The sequence below is a fragment of the Cryptosporangium phraense genome, from assembly GCF_006912135.1.
GTDB classification, from domain to species: Bacteria; Actinomycetota; Actinomycetes; order Mycobacteriales; family Cryptosporangiaceae; genus Cryptosporangium; species Cryptosporangium phraense.
In genome coordinates this window covers 143,509-160,519 of record NZ_VIRS01000006.1, presented here as the reverse complement: position 1 = coordinate 160,519, position 17,011 = coordinate 143,509, and the positions used below count along the sequence as shown (strand labels likewise).

Sequence of the window (17,011 nt, the reverse complement as noted above, 5' to 3'; positions counted from 1 at the left end):
ATCCTGCCAGCACCCGGGCGGCTCAGGCAGCTAGAACTCGCCGCGGATCTGGTCGGCCTCGTCACGTGCGGCGTCGGCGGCGCGCTGGGCGGCCAGCGCCCGGTCGGCGGCGACGACCTCTTTGGCCGGTTCGCCGAGCGGATCGTGCGCGGGCGGCGGCGGGACCGTCCACATCCACTCGCGGAGCCGGTCGGACTCGTGCAGCAGGTCGCGGATGTCGTACTCGGCGAACTCGAACTCCGGCGACCAGTACAGCGCGTCGAACGGGCACACCTCGATGCAGATCCCGCACCACATGCAGAGCGAGAAGTCGATCGCGAACCGGTCGAGCATGTTGCGCTGCCGGGCGCGGGCGGCGCCGGGCGTCTCGACGGTCTCCTTGTGCGAGTCGATGTAGATGCACCAGTCGGGGCACTCGCGGGCGCACAGCATGCAGACCGTGCAGTTCTCCTCGAGCAGCGCGATCACGCCCCGGCTGCGAGGCGGGAGGTCGGGTTTGTGGTCGGGGTACTGGTGGGTGTGGGCGCGGCGGGAGAGGTTGCGCAGCGTGACCGCCAGGCCCTTGGCCAGCCCACCTCCCGGGATCCCCATGAACCGCATCTTCCCGCACGGGGTGCGGGCGGCGGAAGCGCACCCGCTGGCCGGACTGCGCGAGCTCTAGAGAGCGACCCTCACCACCGCGGTGAGAACGAGCTGGGCCAGAGCGAGCGGCACCAGGACCAGCCAGCAGAACCGTTGCAGCTGGTCCTCCCGGAGCCGCGGGAACGACACCCGCACCCAGATCACGACGAACGCCACCGCGAACACCTTGAGCAGCGTCCAGAGCCAACCGAAGTGGGCGTCGTCGAACGGGCCGCGCCAGCCGCCCAGGAACAGCACGGTCGTCAGCCCGGAGATCACGACGATCCCGGCGTACTCGGCCAGCAGGAAGAACGCGAACCGCAGCCCCGTGTACTCGGTGAAGTAGCCCGCGACCAGCTCGGATTCGGCGATCGGCATGTCGAACGGGGGCCGTCGGATCTCGGCCAGCCCGGCGACGAAGAACACGAACGCGGCCGGCGCCTGCCACAGCAGCCACCAGGGACGCCAGGCCTCGACGATCCCGGGCAGGCTCAAAGTGCCGGCCGCCATCGCGACGCTGGCCGACGAGAGGACGAACGGCAGCTCGTACCCCAGCAGCTGGGCGGCGCCGCGAACGCCGCCGAGCAGCGCGTACTTGTTCGCCGAGGCCCAAGCCGCCATCAGCACCCCGACCACGCCGACGCCGACGACCGCCAGCACCAGGAACAGCCCGATCTCGAGCGGCTGCGCGACGAGGCCGTTCGGTCCGAGCGGAAGCACGAGGAAGACGAACAGGTACGGCAGGAGACTTACGGCCGGGGCCAGCCGGAAGACCGGGCGGTCGGCGTCGGCCGGCACGATCTCTTCTTTCTGGACGAACTTGACGCCGTCGGCGATCAGCTGGGCCCAGCCGTGGAAGGCGCCGGCGTACATCGGGCCGAGCCGGCCCTGCATGTGGGCCATGGCTTTGTGTTCGAGCTGGCCGACGACGAGGGGGAGGGTGAGGAAGGCGGTCAGGGCGGCGATGACGCGCAGGATGAGCTCAGCCCAAACGGTCATCGGTCGTCTCCCCCGCCGTCGGACTGATCGTCGTCATCCGGACGCCCAGGGGGCGCGGGCCGCTCAGCGGGCACAGGCCGCTCCGCGGGCGCAGGCCGCTCGACGGCCGCAGGATGCTCGGCGGGCGCGGGCCGCTCAGCGGGCGCAGGCCGCTCGACGGCCGCAGGATGCCCGGCGGGCGCGGGCCGCTCAGCGGGCTCGGGCCGCTCAGCGGAAGCCTGCCGCTCAGCGGAAGCCTGCCGCTCAGCGGAAGCCGGCCGCTCAGCGGAAGCCGGCCGCTCAGCGGAGGCGGGCCGCTTTGGTTGCTCCGCGGGCGGGGTGCCCTCAGCGGAGGCAAGACCCTCAGCGGAGGCGAGGTGCTCGAGCTGCTCCGTGAGGCCACTGCCCTCGGCGGGACCGATGCCCTCGCCGCGACCGGTGCCCTCGCCGGAACCGATGCCCTCGGCGGACGCGGTGCCTTCAGTAGTAGCGGCGTCCCGGGCAAGAGCGGCATTGCCGGCAGGGACAGTGCCCCCCGCAGGGACAGTGCGCTCGGCGGAGGTAAGGCGCTCTGGCGGCTCCGCTGGCGCCGGTCGCTCAGCGCGAGCGGTCTGCGCCGCGAGTCCGCGGTCCTCGGCCAGAGCGGAGCGCTCGGCAGAGGCGGACCGCTCGGCCGAGGCGGAGCGCTCGCTAGGGGCGCGGGCCGGGCGCTCAGAGCGAGCCGGGCGCTCCGGAAGAGCCGGACTGTCGGGACGTGCCGGACGCTCCGAGCGACTCGGCCGCTCCGGGCGGGCAGCAGAGCCGGGCCGCTCAGGGCGCGCAGCAGAGCCCGGCCGCTCCGGGCGGGCGGGGCGTTCTCGGCGGGCGGGGCGGTCGGGCGCGAGCGAACCGGCCTCAGGCCCCCACTCGTTCGGATCCGGCACCCCCGGCGGCCGGTTCCGCCGACGCCCAGGCCCCCCGGCGTCACTCTCCCCCGGCTCCTTGGCCCCGGGCCACGCCTTCGCGACCCGGGCCGCGAGCACGAAATCCTTCCGCAGCGGATGTCCCTCGAACTCCTCCGGCAACAGCAGCTTGACCGGGTTCGGATGCCCGACGAACGTCAGCCCGAACATCTCCGCCGCCTCGCGCTCCGACCACGACGCCCCCGGGAAGACCCCGGTCAGCGTGGGCAGGACCGGCGCCTCCCGAGGCACGACCGTCCGCAGCAGCACCCCGTACCGCTCGCCCAGCGACCACAGGTGCGTCACGATCGCGAAGCCGGCGTCCCCCTCGTCGACCCCACCCAGCCAATCGAAGAAGCCCAGGCCCAGGTCGTCCCGAGCCGCCGTGGCGGCGTCGACCCACCGATCGCCGGGGACCTCCAGGCACGCTCGCGCGAACGCCCCGCCTGCCGACACCGAAGCTTCGCCGACGCCGAGCGTGTCGGCGAGCCTCGCTCCGATCTCCTCCGGGGTCATGAGGCCCGATCGTAGAGCTAGCCGACGATCTGCTGAACCAACCCGCGCGCGTCGTCGGCGCAGCCCCAGGACATCGTGATCCCGGAGCCCCCGTGCCCGTAGTTGTGAACGACGACCCCGTCGTCGAACTCGACCGCCTCCAGCCGGACGCGGGGGCGCGCCGGACGCAGACCGACCCGGATCGCGCGAATCTCCGCATTCGCCACCGCGGATTCCAGACGGGTCGGCACTACGCCTGCGCAGCGGGCCCGGATCTCCTCGGCCGCGCGCAGATCGGGCGCGAGCGTCTCGTCGTTCTGGACGATCGTCCCGCCGAGCACCACGTAATCGCCCTGCGGAACGATGTAGGTGGGCACCGAGGACTCCGGGTAATCAGAGAAGAATTCGGTGAGCCCCGGATTGTCGATCACCACGAGTTGGCCGCGAATCCCGCGCAGCGTCGAATCGGGAACGAGTTCCCTCGAACCCAATCCGGCGCAGTTCACGACGATCGACGATAACGAGAAGAGCTCTTCCACCTTGTTCACCGGGTCGATCAATTCGACCGTCACACCCCGGTCGGCCAGGCGCTTCGTCAGATAGCCGAGGTACGTCACCATCTCGACGGCCGGGGCGCGATAACGCCAGCCGCCGACGTAACCGGCCGGGAGGTCACCCGGCCCGACCAGCGCGAACCCGTCCACCTCGTGGACCCAGCCGGGCGGCGACACCTCTTCTGTCGCAGCCTCCACGCCGGACAACAAACGCACTCCGGAGCCACTGTGCTCGGAGAATTCACGCAGCCGGCGCCAGGTTCGCATGCTCCAGTCGATCACCCGATCGTCGCTGACGACGTAAGGCCCCCAAATTGCACCGGCCACAGCGGACGTCGTATCGGGCGGAAGGCGGTCGGCGACCACGCGAAGCGTGAAGCCGGCGTCGGCCAGACTCAGTGCCGTCGTGAGCCCTGAGACACCGGCTCCCAACACCAGAATGTCCGCCACTACCTCACGATAACGGCGCGAAACACGACCGGCGATGAAAGCCGATTCATTCGCCTAGCTCACCGCGGGCGGACCGGTGGGGCGGTGAGCGCGGCCGGGCCGGGGCGGGCTCCACCCCGGAGTGAGACCGCCTCATCGGCGATCTTCGCCTGCAACCGCAGGATCCCCTGGAGCAACGCCTCCGGCCGGGGCGGGCACCCCGGCACGTAGACGTCGACCGGGATGATCTGGTCGACGCCTTTGGTCACGCAGTACGAGTCCCAGTACGGGCCGCCGGAGTTGGCGCACGATCCGAACGAGATCACGTACTTCGGTTCGGGCATCTGGTCGTACAGTCGGCGGACGGCCGGGGCCATCTTGTCGGTCACCGTGCCCGACACGACCATCAGGTCGGCTTGCCGAGGGCCGTTCGCGAACGGGATCACTCCGAAGCGGATGAAGTCGTGCCTCGACATCGATGTCGCGATGAATTCGATGGCGCAGCACGCCAGGCCGAAGTTGAACACCCAGAGCGAATACTTCCGCCCCCAGTTGAGCACGAACTTGATCGGATCCGGCAACGCCACCCCGCCGACCCGCTCCGCCGGCCCGCCAGCCCGCTCCGCCGGCCCGCCAGCCCGCTCCGCCGACCCAGAGCCCGGTTCCGCCGAGTCGACACCCACCCAGCGCCCAGGCATCGGCAGGTCAGTGGCCACCCACCCACCCTACGACACCAACAAAGTCCCGCCCGCCACCCTCCACGCCCCCTTCTCGACGCCGACGACTATTGAGGCACGGGCCGCAACGAACGGGTGGCGACGCATCGGCATTCACGCGGGTCACGTGGTGACCGTAGGCCAGCGCACCCGCTGCGATCCCTTCCACGGCCGACACCTGAAACCACTGCGACCACGTGACCCTCTAGGTCAAATCCGGCGGCCCGTGACCTCAACGCACCCTCGTCGGCCTCGAGGGACGCCCACCCCACGTCGAGGCCTACTTACTCCAACGCCTCGGCACCGACGTCTACCGCCCCGCCCGCCTGGCCCCGAAGCCCCGATCGAGGACACGATCGCCGCGATGGTGCAGGCCGCTGATTGACGCACTCCGCGCGGGAACACGTGACGACCGCTCAGCTCGCGATCGCTACGTTCTCGCCCAGGACGACGACATCATCGCGATTGTCGGCGCCACCGGCCGGGAACGGATCGCCGCCGCCGCGGCCGCGCTCGCCGAAGACCTGGCCGCCGCCGCGGCCGCGCTCGCCGAGGACCTGGCCGCCAGCGAGGCGGGGCCCGGCAGCGCCAGCGCCCTACGGCGGCCACCCGTTGCGCTGCTCCCCAGATGAAACTGCTGCATAGCGAGCGTTAATGCCGGACGCCGAGGCCATCCTCGACACCACCGAGGACGCCCTCCGCCGTTACGGACCCGCCAAGGCGGATGTCGCCCGCTCGGCGTCAGCCACGCGACGATCTACCGGCACTTCCAATCCAACACGCCCCGGCGCTGTGTCGCCCGCGATCGCGAGCTTCGCCGAAGACACCACGGTACCCCCGCCCGACCGGCTACCGCCCTGGCTCACCGCGCTCCTCGTCGCCACGTTCCGGCCGCTGGCCGCCGAGCAGAGCGGCGTCGCCGTCGACCACGGCGCCGACCTGCTCGAACAGCTGCAACGCATCGTCGACGACGGCGTCGCCTCCAGCGACTCCATCGCCGACGACGGCGTCGCCTCCGGCGACTTCACCGCGCGGGCCACCGCCGACGACCGGCTCGACCCGAAAGCCGACCTGCTCCCCGACGCCCTCGAACCCCGCTACAACTCACCAGCGATCGTGCACGTGCGGCCGAATCAGCCGGTCGTAAACCTCCGCCACCGCCGCATGCGCTTCCTCCGACAGCGGCTCCAACTCCCCGACCGCCGCGTTCGACCGCGCCTGCTCCGGGTTCCTGGCCCCCGGAATCACGGTGCTGACCTGCGGCTGGTCGATGATCCAGCGCAACGCCAGCTGCGCGGTGGTCCAGCCCTCCGGCGCGACCCCGCGGAGCTCGCGCACCGCGTCCAGACCCACCTCGAACGGGACGCCGGAGAACGTCTCGCCGACGTCGAACGACTCGCCGTTGCGGTTGAAGTTGCGGTGGTCGTTCGCCGCGAACGTCGTCTGCTCGTCGTACTTGCCCGACAGCAGGCCGCTCGCGAGCGGCACCCGCGCGATGATCCCGACGCCCGCCTCGGCGGCGGCCGGCAGCACGCGCTCCAACGGCTTCAGCCGGAACGCGTTCACGATGATCTGGACGCTCGCCACGCCCGGTCGCGCGATCGCGGTGAGCGCCTCGTCGACGGTCTCGACGCTCACGCCGTAGGCCGCGATCACCTTCTCCTCGACCAGTGCGTCCAGTACCTCGAACACACGATCGTCGGAGTAGACCGGCGTCGGCGGGCAGTGCAGCTGCACCAGGTCGAGCGTGTCGACGCCGAGGTTCTGGCGCGACCGGTCGATCCAGGCCCGCAGGTTCGCGTCGGTGTAGGTCTCGGGCGCGAACGGGTCGGCCCGGCGGCCGGCCTTCGTAGCGACCGTGATGCCCGGTACGGCCGCGCCGCTCTCGAGGTAGCGCCGGATCAGCTGCTCGCTGCGCCCGTCGCCGTAGACGTCGGCCGTGTCGAAGAACGTGACACCCGCGTCGGCCGCGGCCGCGAGGACGCCGATCGCGTCCTGCTCGTCGACGTCACCCCAGTCGGCGCCCAACTGCCAGCAGCCCAGCCCCACCACGCTGACGTGACGTCCGGTACGTCCCAGCTTTCGACTCTCCATTCGTTACAGCCTAGGTCACCCCTCTAGCGCCCGCCCGGGCCGGTAATGCACTATGCCTAGCGACCAGCTAGGCATTGGGGGGTACCGGTGGCCGTTCTGGACGACACGGCTGTCGTCGCGCCTCCAGCGCCGAAGCGCCGCTATCGGCGTCCGCTGTCGGTGCTGCTCTCGGTCGTCGTCCTGCTCGTCGTGTGGTGGGCGCTGGCCGCCGCGGAGATCTGGGATCCGATCTTCCTGCCGTCGCCGGGGCGGGTCTGGGACGCGTTCGTGTACTCGGTGACCTCTCACAACGGAAGTCCGGGCTACCAGGGCTACTACCTCTGGGAGCACCTCTGGGCGAGCCTGTGGCGGATCCTGCGAGGGCTGTTCTGGGCGATCCTGTTCGGAGTTCCGCTCGGCGTGCTGCTGGCCTCGGTCGCGCCGATCCGCGCGGTGATCGAGCCGTACGTCGACTTCCTCCGGGCGCTGCCGCCGCTGGCCTACTTCAGCCTGCTGATCATCTGGTTCGGCATCGAGGACACGTCGAAGGTCTGGCTGCTGTTCCTCGCGTCGTTCCCGCCGATCACGCTGGCGACGCTGGCCGGGGTGCGCCGGATCCCGGTCGAGTACCTCGAGTCGGCGCGCTCGCTGGGCGCGAGCCGATGGCAACTCGTCGTCCACACGGTCCTTCCCTCCACCGCGCCGGACGTGCTCACCGGGATCCGGATCGCGCTGGGTTTCGCCTGGACCACGATCGTCGCGGCCGAGACGTCCAACGGCATTCCGGGCATCGGCGGGCTGGCCTGGGCGACCAAGAAAGAGCTGCTCACCGACGTCGCGATCGTCTGCGTCATCACGATCGGGCTGACCGCGCTGGCCCTGGACGCGGTCCTCCGTCTCGTCGAACGTGCCCTCGTCCCGTGGGCGGGACGCACCTGATGAAGGGAACCCGGATGCGTACTCCTCTGCGCCGCGTGCTCGCGGCCGCGACGGCTGCTGCCCTGCTGCTCACCGCCGCCGCCTGCGGGGGTGACGACGACGCGAAAGCCGGCGGCAAGCCGTCCAAGATCGTCATCGGGTACCAGCAGATTCCCAACGGGGACCTGGTCGTGAAGCACAACAAGTGGCTCGAGCAGGCGTTCGGTGACGGCACGACGATCGAGTGGAAGCTGTTCGACTCGGGCGGCTCGGTCAACGAGGCGATCCAGGCCGGCTCGGTCGACATCGGCCTGGTCGGGTCCAGCCCGGCGTCCCGGGGGATCTCGTCCGGCATCAAGTACCGGGTGCCGTGGATCTTCGACGTGATCGGCAAGGCCGAAGCCCTGGCGGTCAAGGGTGGCGTCACCGACATCCAGTCCCTCAAGGGCAAGACGATCGCAACGCCGTTCGCGTCGACGTCGCACTACAGCCTGCTGGCCGCCCTCCAGGAGGCGGGCCTCGACGGCAAGTCGGTCAAGGTCATCGACTCCGAGCCGGACGCGATCCTGGCCGCGTGGAAGCGTGGCGACATCGACGGCGCCTACGTCTGGAACCCGGTGCTCGCGAAGCTGCTGGCCGACGGGGGCACAACGCTCGTCACCAGCGCCGACCTGGCGAGCAAGGGCAAGACGACGTACGACCTCGCGGTCGTCACCGACGACTTCGCCGACAAGTACCCGGACGCGGTGAAGACCTGGGTCGCCCAGCAGGACAAGGCCGTGAAGCTCATCAAGAGCGACGCCGACGCGGCCGCCACCGCGATCGCGGCCGAACTCCAGATCAGCCCGGCCGACGCGAAGGCCCAGATGGGCGACCTGATCTTCGTCGACGCCGCTGACCAGGCCGGCGACGAGTACCTCGGCAAGGGTCTGCCCGACAACCTGTTCGCGACCGCGAAGTTCAACAAGGACGTCGGCCAGATCACGACCGTCCGCGAGCAGAAGTCGTACACGGACGCGGTCGACGCCACGTTCGCCAAGTCCGTTCCACAATGATCCAGCTCCAGGGCGTCGAGCACACGTACGACGGCCGCGGTGGCCGCATCCGGGCGCTCGACACCACCGACCTCACGGTCGAGCCCGGCGAGTTCGTCTCGATCGTCGGCGCCTCCGGCTGCGGCAAGACGACGCTGCTCCGGATCGTCGCCGGGTTCGTGCGGGCCAGCGGCGGCACGGTCCGCGTCGAGGGCGAACCCGGCTTCGTGTTCCAGCGGCCGAGCCTGTACCCGTGGCTGTCGGTCGCCGGGAACGTCGAGTTCGGGCTGAAGATGCGGAAGGTGCCCCGGGCGGAGCGGAAGGCCACCGCCCGGCGGTACCTCGACCTCGTCGGGCTGGGCGACTTCGCCGAGGCCGCCCCCTACGAGCTCTCGGGCGGGATGCAGCAGCGCTGTCAGATCGCGCGGGTGCTCGCCACCGAGCCGTCGACCGTGCTCATGGACGAGCCGTTCGGGGCGCTCGACGCGCTCACCCGGGAGAAGCTGCAGGCCGAGCTGAGCCGGCTCGCGGCCGGCCGCACGGTGCTGTTCGTCACGCACAGCGTCGACGAGGCCGTGCTGCTCTCCAGCCGCGTGCTGGTGATGAGCCCGCGCCCCGGGCGGATCGTCCTCGACCTCCCGATCGACGCCGACCGCGACCGGACCCGCACGTCACCCGCCGTGCTGGCCGCCGTCGAGAAGGTGCGCGCGGCCGTCACGTCCACCTGAGGACGCCCTTGCGCCAGGCGTAGAGCAGGCCTAGCGCGAGAAGCCCGACAAAGATTCCCATCTCGACCAGCGTCGCCACTCCGAACCCTGGGCGGTCGAAGACGACCGCCCAGGGGAAGAGGAACACGCTCTCGACCGCGAACAGCACGTAGAGGTACGCGTAGACGTAGTACCGGATCTGGGCCTGGGCCCAGTTCCCACCGACCGGGTCGACCCCGCACTCGTACGTCGACAGCTTGGCCGCCGACGGCTGGTGCGGCGCCAGCAGCCGGTTCACGCCGAACGAGACCGCGACGAACCCGATCCCGACGATCAGCAGCGCGCCGAGCGAGGCGTACTGGCCGAGGTAGGAGTCCACGGACTCAGATTACGGCGATCGCCGTCACCAGGCCGATGGCCACGTTCGTCACGCCGAGGAGCACGGCGGCCGGCGAAACGGAAGGCTCGTGCACCAGGCGGCGGACGTCGATCCGGGCCAGGATGTTGAACACGAACGCGGCCACGACCTGGGCCACGATGCCGATCAGCCCGAAGATCGCGGTCGAGATCAGCCCCTCGACGAGCCGCCCGCCCGACGACCAGATCGCCGCGACGATGATCAGCGCGACGCCGAACACCGCACAGCAGGCGAGCACGGTCGCGTTGATGTTCTTCTCGTCCCGGATGATCACCGAGAGCCGGCCCGGCGTCGCCAGGTCGATCGCGTAGTAGCCGATGAGCAGCAGCACGAGGCCCAGCGCCGCGTACGCCACGATCGAGCCGGCTCCCCGGCCGACCGCGTTCCAGTACGTGCTGTCCAGCGCCAATACAACGTCCTCGGTGGCCATGCGCCCTCTCAACTCACGATTCGGTGGGGTACGAACGACGACGTGTCGTCGGTGATCAAGCCGGTGGTCTCCCGGATGCCCAGGCCCGCGGCTTCGTCCTGGACGACCCAGGCACCCAGCACCGGACGCTGGCCGTCGAACTCCGGCAGCGCCCAGAACTCCTGGTAGACGAAGCCCTCGGCACCGTACTGCCCGTACGTCGACTGGGATCCGGACGGCGTCACGATCTGCATGCTCGCGCCCTCGCGTCCGAGCAGTGGCTTCTGGATGTAGCTCAGCAACGGACCCGGGGTGCGCAGGTACGCGGGCAGCAAGTTGGGGTGGTTGGGGTGCAGTTCCCAGAGCACGGCCAGCAGGGCCTTGTTCGAGAGCAGCATCTTCCAGATCGGTTCGACCCAGGTCATCGTCGGCAGCGCGTCGATGACGTTCTTGCCGAACAGGTCGTTGACCGCCCACTCCCAGGGGTAGAGCTTGCAGATCGTGCTGATCACGCGTTCGTCGAGGTCGACGAAGCGCTTGAGCCCGTAATGCCAGCCGATGTCCTCGACCGCGATCGAGAGCCCGTTCAGGCCCGCCTGCGCGGCGGTCTCCTGCAGGTAGGCGATGGTCATGACCTCTTCGCCGGACTCGTCCTCGTTGGTCCAGGTGAAATGGACCGGCCCCGATGGGGCCCGTTCGGCGACGTGCCGCCATCCCGCGATCAGGGCCTCGTGCAGCGAGTTCCACTGGTCGTCGTCCGGGTAGACGTCCTGCTTCCAGTACCACTGGATGATCGACGTCTCGACGAGGCTGGTCGGGGTGTCGGCGTTGTACTCGAGCAGCTTGGCCGGGCCGGAGCCGTCGTAGCGCAGGTCGAATCGGCCGAACAGGTGCGGGTCGCGGCGGCGCCACGACTCCTCGATCGACGGCGCCACCCAGCCCGGGATCCCGAAGTCCGTGTAGCGCTTGGTGGTGATGACGTGCTCGACCGCTTCCAGGCACATCTGGTGCAGGGTCTCGACGTCGGCCTCGATCGCCAGGATCTCGTCCATCGTGAACGTGTAGTGCACCGACTCGTCCCAGTACGGCCGGGTGAGGTGCTCGGGATGGGACGTCCGGTGGAACGCCAGGCCCTGGGACTCGATCAGGCTCTCCCACCCCGGCCGCGGGGTGGACTTCTCGCGACGCACGGCGTCAGCCGCCGCTGGAGGAACGGGAGCCGAATCCGCCGCGCTGGATCGTCTTGCCGCTGGGCGTGCTGATGTGGGCGTCCTTGGGCTTGACCGTCGTGCCCTTGTAGATCCGCGAGCCCCGGCTGGTGCCGCCGTAGTACCAGAAGTAGCCGCCGTGACTGCCGTAGTAGCGACCGTCGTCGCAGTAGTCGTCGTCGATGACCCGGTAGGACCCGTCGGACTGGTACGAGCTGCGGTCGACGCAGCGCGCGGTGACGTCGTTGCCGCTGCTGCAGGCGGCCACCGTCAGCGAGAGCACCCCGACCATCCCGACTTTGACCGTGGAAGAACTCATCCGACGGCCCACGGGCTTTTTCTCCGGGGCCGGCCGGCTGGTCGGGATCTCGCGTTCGGTCGAGCCCACTGAGTCACTCCCGCTTCCCGGTCACACGGTTCGATCAGCGACCGAGTGTAAAGGCATTCCGCGAGTACACGTCACTACGCTGTCGGTCATGGCGGTCAGGTTCGGCTCGGGGTCGCTCCGACCGACGGCGCCTGGGGCCGCTTCGTGACGGATGCCCTCGTCGAGCTGGGCTACACGCCTATGGCGTCCGCTCCCGCCCCGCTGACCGTGCTGATCGTCTCGCCCCGGTTTTTCGACGACGCGTCGAGCAACGCGTTCTGGGCCGCGGCGCCACCCGTCTGGTTCCGGTGATGGTCGAGAAGACGCCGTTGCCGCCGCCGCTGCGCGACTACAAGTACGTCGACGTGTCGTGGTTCTCGCGACGACCACCGTGTGGAGCGTCCGCGATCCGGGCACGGTCCGGCGGGTGTCGTTCGACAGGCCGGACGACGCCGGCCTGCGGAGCGTCTGCCGGTCGGTGAACGGTCCGGGGCGGCCCAGGCCGCGGCCGGTGGAGCCGCGCGTCTTCGACGCGGCGGTCGTCGCCGAGACCGAAACCGTCACCTACCGGTTGGACGACGTGTTCAAGCGGAGCGGAGCACCCACGCTGACGTTCGTCGAGCCACCGGACTTCGCGCGGTTCGTGTCGGCGCTGCGGGCCCCCGGGCGCGGGATCGTGCTCGAGGGACCGTCCGGGATCGGCAAGACCACGCTGCTGCTGCGCGCGCTCGAGCGGCTCGGCCCCTCCGAGCCCGCCGTGGTGCTCTCCGGCCGCCACCGCGCGGACCGCGCCGCGATCGACGCGCTGCCGGACGGCCACCAAGGCACGGTCGCGGTCGACGACGTCCACGCTGGCCGGCCACGTCGCCGACGGGCTGGACTCCGACATCGCGGCCCACCTGCACTACGACCCGCAGCCCGGCCATCTCGTCGCCGAGGACCCGCAGCTGCTGTTCTACCTGCGCCGGCTCTCGACCGACCGGCTCTACGAGGTCGTCGGCAAGCGCCGTCCGCGGGTCCGCGACCAGGTCTTCGTCAGCGACAGCCACCACGCGCTCGACCGGGCCCGCGTGGCGATTCTGCTGGTCAGCAGCGACTTTCTGGCGTCCGAGTGCATCGCGTCGATCGAGTTGCCGTCGCTGGTGCGGGCCGCGGCGTCCGGCGGGTGCCGGATCCTGCCGGTGATCGTGAACCCGTGCGTGTTCAGCGACCTGCCCGGCCTGAGCGACTTCCAGGCCGCGAACCCGGAGGGCCGCCCGCTCTCCGGCCTCTCCGAGCACGAGCGGGACGAGACGTTCCTGCGGGTCGCGCGGGCGGTGAAGGACCAGCCGTGACCTGGCTCATTACGGTTTCGCGGCAACCGGACGCCGAGCGTCGTCGGGGTCGGGGGCAGGTCGTAATCTGACCCGGCATTCAAATTCCTACCGTTCGAGTCGGAGATCATTCATGGCCCTGAGACCCCTGTCAGCCGCGGCCCTCGCCCTCTTCGTCGCGCTGGGGGCAGCCGCCTGTGCGCCGGCCGACGAAGACACGTCGACCAGCGCTTCCGCGTCGTCTTCGTCGTCGGCGGAGGCCTGCGCGGCGGGCGCGCTGCCGACGCTGAAGTCCGGGACCCTGACGATCGGCACCGACAAGCCGGCCTACGAGCCGTGGTTCTCCGGTGACGACCCGACGAACGGCAAGGGGTACGAGTCCGCGGTCGCGTACGCGGTCGCCGAGAAGCTCGGGTACGCGAAAGACAAGGTCAGCTGGGTCACGGTGCCGTTCAACAGCGCGATCGCCCCGGGCAAGAAGTCGTTCGACTTCGACGTCAACCAGGTCAGCATCAGCGACGAGCGCAAGAACGCGGTCGACTTTTCGTCCGGGTACTACGACGTCCGGCAGGCGATCATCGCGCTGAAGAGCTCCCCCGCCGCCAAGGCGAAGTCGGTCGCCGACCTCAAGGGCTACAAGATCGGCGCCCAGGTCGGCACGACGTCGCTGGACGTCGTCCAGAACGTCATCAAGCCGACCGCGAAGCCGTCGATCTACCAGAAGAACGACCTGGCCAAGGCCGCGCTGAAGAACGGCCAGGTGGACGCGATCGTCGTCGACCTGCCGACCGCGTTCTACATCACCGGGGCCGAGATCACCGACGCGGCCGTCGTCGGGCAGTTCGAGAACACCGTCGGCACGCCGGAGCAGTTCGGCCTGGTGCTCGACAAGGGTTCCGCGCTGACGTCGTGCGTCACCTCGGCGACGACGGCGCTGTCCAAGGACGGCACGTTCGCGAAGATCGAGCAGCAGTGGCTGTCCGAGGCCACTAACGCGCCCGTCTTGAAGTGACCTCTTACGTCAAGAGCGAGCGGCAGCTCGCCCGGGAGCGGTACCGCCGTTCCCGGGCGATCCGTTCGGCCGGGATCGCCGGCGCGAGTTCGGTGGTCGTCGCGGTCGCGGTGGTCGTTGGGATCCTCAGCTCCCCCGGCTGGCCCCGCGTCCGGGAGACGTTCTTCAGCTGGGAGGCCGCCCGCGCCTCGTTCCCCTCGATCATCGAGGGTCTCTGGCTCAACGTCCGCCTGCTGGTCGTCTGTGGGGTCCTCATCCTCGCGTTCGGGATGGTCCTCGCCCTCATGCGGACGCTACGCGGGCCGGTGTTCTTCCCGCTGCGGGCGCTGGCGACGGGGTACACCGACCTCTTTCGGGGCCTGCCGCTGATCATCACGCTGCTGCTGTGCATCTTCGGCATCCCGGCCCTGCGGCTGACCGGCGTGACCAACGACCCGATCTACCTGGGCGGCTTCGCACTGGTGCTGACGTACTCGGCCTACGTCGCCGAGGTGTTCCGGGCCGGGATCGAGTCGGTGCACCCGTCGCAGCGGGCCGCGGCCCGGTCGCTGGGGCTGAACTGGCGTCGCACGATGCGGTTCGTGGTGCTGCCCCAGGCCGTGCGACGGGTGGTGCCGCCGCTGCTCAACGACATGGTGTCGCTGAGCAAGGACACCGGCCTCGTGTCGATCGGCGGTGCGGTCGACGCGGTCTACGCGGCCCAGATCTACAGCGGCAAGACGTTCAACTTCACGTCGTACGTGATCGCCGGGTTGCTGTTCATCCTGCTGACGATCCCGTTGACGCGGCTCACCGACTGGGTGACGTCGCGGATGAATCGCCGGCAATCCCAGGGTGGTGTGGTGTGACCGTCCTTCGGTTCGAGAACGTGCGCAAGGTGTTCGGCCCGCACGTGGTGCTCGACGACGTGTCGCTGGACGTGCCCGCGCACAGCGTCACGGTGCTGATCGGGGCGTCGGGATCGGGCAAGTCGACGCTGCTGCGGTGCGCGAACCTGCTGGAGACCGTGGACGACGGGGCCATCTTCCTGTCCGGTCGGGAGATCACCGATCCGCGGGTGAACGTCGATGAGGTGCGTCAGAAGATCGGCGTGGTGTTCCAGGCCTACAACCTGTTCCCGCACCTGTCGGTGCTGGACAACATCACGCTGGCGCCTCGCCGGGTGCACGGTGTCGCGCGTCGCGAGGCCGAAGACCGGGCGCTGGCGTTGCTGGACCGGCTGGGTTTGCGGGGCAAAGCGGCCGACTACCCGGACCGCCTGTCGGGCGGCCAGCAGCAACGGGTCGCGATCGTCCGGGCGCTGGCGACCGACCCGACGCTGTTGCTGCTGGACGAGATCACCGCGGCGCTGGACCCGGAACTGGTCGGAGAGGTGCTGAACGTCGTGGCGTCGCTGAAGGACGACGGGATGACGATGGTGATCGCGACGCACGAGATGGGGTTCGCCCGGGAGGTCGCGGATCAGGTGTGCTTCCTGGCGGATGGGAGGGTGCTCGAGCGGGGGTCGTCGACCCAGCTCTTCGGCGAACCGCAGGAGGAGCGCACCCAGCAGTTCCTCCGCCGCGTCAGCGCACGCTCTTGATCGGCTGCACCGTGAGCGCGGCGATCACCGCGGTGACCAGCGACAGCGCGTAGAGCACGGGATACCCGAGGTCGTCCCGGCCGAACAGCGCGAGCGTCGCACCCCCGAGAGCCCCCGCGAACACGTACGGCAGATTGTTCGCGATGTTGATCACCCCCAGGTCCTTGCCCCGGTCCTCGGCCCGCGGCAACACCTGGGTGATCAACGCCTGATCCACCGCCGCGTAGCACCCGAACCCGATCCCCAACAGCAACGACCCCACGATCGCCGCCCAGGTGTCCGGCCACAGCATGTAGAAGACCGCCGCGATCCCCTGCAGCACCGAAGACACGACGACGAGCATCTTGCGACGGCCGGTGCGGTCGGAGATGCGGCCGGCCGGGATCGCGGCCCCCACCGCCCCGGCGGTGTACAGGAGCGCCAGGTACAGCGTCCACAGGTCCGGGTCGACCCCGACCCGATCCCGCAGGAAGAACCACAGATAGACCTGGGCCAGCGCGTTCGAGAGCTGGATGAAGAACCGTCCGGTCCAGGCCCAGGCGAAGTCCGGGAACCGCAGCGGCGCCAGCGTTCCGCGCAGCACCGCACCCAACGAAGCCGCCGGACGCTCCGTCGGCAGCAGCGGCACTCCCCGCGTCCCCAGCGCGAACGGGAACGCTAGGAACACGGTCAGCACGGCCAGCGCCAGGTACGCCGACGGCACTCCCAGGAACACCGTGCTCACCAGCGCGATGCCGATCAGCGGGCCGGCCGCCGACGCGATCCCCCACAGCGACGACGCCCGCGCCCGCGACGCCACCGGCACCTCGTCGGGCAGGGCCGCGGTCAGCGCGGCGCTGATCGACGACAACCCGACCTGCACCAGCGCCCAGATGACCACCATCCCGGCGACCGTGTGCTGATACCCCTGGAACACCAGCCCGACGATCGTGACCAACGCCCCGATGAACACCCAGATCTGCCGCCGCCCCCGGCGCGCCAACGTCCGGTCCGAATACGCCCCGACCAGGACGTTCACCACGATCGTCACCAGGGCCGCAACCAGCGTGACGACGCTGACCACGGTCTCCTTGTGATCGGGCGAGATCGACTCGGCCTGGCGGGGCAGCACGACCTGGGCCGCCGCGAACATCACCATGAAGAACGCGAAATGTCCGAGCGTCCAGGACGTGAGCCAGCGGCCGCCCGGCGACCGGGTCGGCTCGTCCAGCGCGGACCGGATCCCGACAGTCATCG

Annotated in this window: 19 protein-coding genes; 8 read left to right on the top strand and 11 right to left on the bottom strand. The window is 69.9% G+C overall.

The window, feature by feature from the left end; translation table 11 throughout:
* Window positions 1-30: 30 nt before the first annotated feature.
* From FL583_RS11000 to FL583_RS10970, 6 genes are all read right to left on the bottom strand, one after another.
* The gene (locus tag FL583_RS11000) at window positions 31-591 is read right to left on the bottom strand and encodes a NuoI/complex I 23 kDa subunit family protein (RefSeq protein ID WP_205752019.1); all 561 of its coding nucleotides are present in this window, start codon (window positions 589-591) and stop codon (window positions 31-33) included.
* 66 nt (window positions 592-657) lie between these two features.
* A complete protein-coding gene (locus FL583_RS10995; protein ID WP_142704469.1) occupies window positions 658-1,620 on the bottom strand; it encodes a complex I subunit 1/NuoH family protein in 963 nt (320 codons plus the stop codon).
* Entirely contained in the window at window positions 1,617-3,056 is a 1,440-nt protein-coding gene (locus FL583_RS40840; protein WP_205752018.1) for an NADH-quinone oxidoreductase subunit C, read from the bottom strand. Before FL583_RS40840 ends, FL583_RS10995 begins: the two co-directional genes overlap by 4 nt.
* A gap of 17 nt (window positions 3,057-3,073) precedes the next feature.
* A complete protein-coding gene (locus FL583_RS10985) occupies window positions 3,074-4,039 on the bottom strand; it encodes an FAD-dependent oxidoreductase (RefSeq protein ID WP_142704468.1) in 966 nt (321 codons plus the stop codon).
* A 59-nt stretch (window positions 4,040-4,098) separates the two neighbouring features.
* Window positions 4,099-4,716: an NADH-quinone oxidoreductase subunit B gene (locus FL583_RS10980; RefSeq protein ID WP_205752043.1), complete on the bottom strand. Its 618-nt coding sequence runs from the start codon at window positions 4,714-4,716 to the stop codon at window positions 4,099-4,101.
* A gap of 1,122 nt (window positions 4,717-5,838) precedes the next feature.
* On the bottom strand, window positions 5,839-6,828 hold the full coding sequence (locus tag FL583_RS10970) for an aldo/keto reductase (protein ID WP_142704466.1): 990 nt from the start codon (window positions 6,826-6,828) through the stop codon (window positions 5,839-5,841).
* Between the two features lie 87 nt (window positions 6,829-6,915).
* Here FL583_RS10970 and FL583_RS10965 point away from each other — a divergent pair, with 87 nt between their 5' ends.
* Genes FL583_RS10965 through FL583_RS10955 form a run of 3 tightly spaced genes read left to right on the top strand, consistent with a single transcriptional unit; the run spans window position 6,916 to window position 9,487 of the window.
* Window positions 6,916-7,746 (top strand): ABC transporter permease, encoded by an 831-nt coding sequence (locus FL583_RS10965; RefSeq protein ID WP_205752017.1) that lies wholly within the window; start codon window positions 6,916-6,918, stop codon window positions 7,744-7,746.
* Between the two features lie 14 nt (window positions 7,747-7,760).
* Entirely contained in the window at window positions 7,761-8,780 is a 1,020-nt protein-coding gene (locus tag FL583_RS10960) for a taurine ABC transporter substrate-binding protein (protein WP_142704465.1), read from the top strand.
* Window positions 8,777-9,487, top strand: a complete 711-nt coding sequence (locus tag FL583_RS10955; protein WP_142704464.1) for an ABC transporter ATP-binding protein — start codon at window positions 8,777-8,779, stop codon at window positions 9,485-9,487. Before FL583_RS10960 ends, FL583_RS10955 begins: the two co-directional genes overlap by 4 nt.
* Here FL583_RS10955 and FL583_RS10950 read toward each other — a convergent pair.
* The 4 genes from FL583_RS10950 to FL583_RS10935 are packed head-to-tail and all read right to left on the bottom strand — an operon-like array spanning window position 9,474 to window position 11,820.
* Window positions 9,474-9,845, bottom strand: coding sequence for an NADH-quinone oxidoreductase subunit A (locus FL583_RS10950; RefSeq protein WP_142704463.1), 372 nt, complete (start codon window positions 9,843-9,845; stop codon window positions 9,474-9,476). The two genes, FL583_RS10955 and FL583_RS10950, sit on opposite strands and share 14 nt — an antisense overlap.
* A gap of 4 nt (window positions 9,846-9,849) precedes the next feature.
* Window positions 9,850-10,314: a DUF350 domain-containing protein gene (locus FL583_RS10945; RefSeq protein WP_142704462.1), complete on the bottom strand. Its 465-nt coding sequence runs from the start codon at window positions 10,312-10,314 to the stop codon at window positions 9,850-9,852.
* An 8-nt stretch (window positions 10,315-10,322) separates the two neighbouring features.
* Window positions 10,323-11,483 (bottom strand): glutathionylspermidine synthase family protein, encoded by a 1,161-nt coding sequence (locus tag FL583_RS10940; RefSeq protein WP_142704461.1) that lies wholly within the window; start codon window positions 11,481-11,483, stop codon window positions 10,323-10,325.
* Between the two features lie 4 nt (window positions 11,484-11,487).
* A complete protein-coding gene (locus FL583_RS10935) occupies window positions 11,488-11,820 on the bottom strand; it encodes a hypothetical protein (RefSeq protein ID WP_142704460.1) in 333 nt (110 codons plus the stop codon).
* A gap of 213 nt (window positions 11,821-12,033) precedes the next feature.
* Here FL583_RS10935 and FL583_RS40040 point away from each other — a divergent pair, with 213 nt between their 5' ends.
* The 5 genes from FL583_RS40040 to FL583_RS10915 all read left to right on the top strand — a co-directional run bounded on the left by FL583_RS40040 (window position 12,034) and on the right by FL583_RS10915 (window position 15,775).
* Window positions 12,034-12,180 carry a hypothetical protein gene (locus FL583_RS40040; RefSeq protein WP_170323590.1) on the top strand — a complete coding sequence of 49 codons (147 nt, stop codon included), beginning with the start codon at window positions 12,034-12,036 and terminating at the stop codon, window positions 12,178-12,180.
* Window positions 12,181-12,938: 758 nt separating this feature from the next.
* Window positions 12,939-13,202, top strand: coding sequence for a hypothetical protein (locus FL583_RS10930; protein ID WP_142704459.1), 264 nt, complete (start codon window positions 12,939-12,941; stop codon window positions 13,200-13,202).
* A 112-nt stretch (window positions 13,203-13,314) separates the two neighbouring features.
* A complete protein-coding gene (locus FL583_RS10925; RefSeq protein WP_142704458.1) occupies window positions 13,315-14,193 on the top strand; it encodes an ABC transporter substrate-binding protein in 879 nt (292 codons plus the stop codon).
* On the top strand, window positions 14,190-15,041 hold the full coding sequence (locus FL583_RS10920; RefSeq protein WP_142704457.1) for an amino acid ABC transporter permease: 852 nt from the start codon (window positions 14,190-14,192) through the stop codon (window positions 15,039-15,041). The genes FL583_RS10925 and FL583_RS10920 overlap by 4 nt, the downstream gene beginning before the upstream one ends.
* Window positions 15,020-15,775 carry an amino acid ABC transporter ATP-binding protein gene (locus tag FL583_RS10915; protein WP_142704616.1) on the top strand — a complete coding sequence of 252 codons (756 nt, stop codon included), beginning with the start codon at window positions 15,020-15,022 and terminating at the stop codon, window positions 15,773-15,775. Before FL583_RS10920 ends, FL583_RS10915 begins: the two co-directional genes overlap by 22 nt.
* Here FL583_RS10915 and FL583_RS10910 read toward each other — a convergent pair.
* Complete coding sequence (locus tag FL583_RS10910; RefSeq protein ID WP_142704456.1) at window positions 15,759-17,009, bottom strand: MFS transporter; 1,251 nt, start codon at window positions 17,007-17,009, stop codon at window positions 15,759-15,761. The genes FL583_RS10915 and FL583_RS10910 overlap by 17 nt on opposite strands.
* Between the last annotated feature and the right edge of the window lie 2 nt (window positions 17,010-17,011).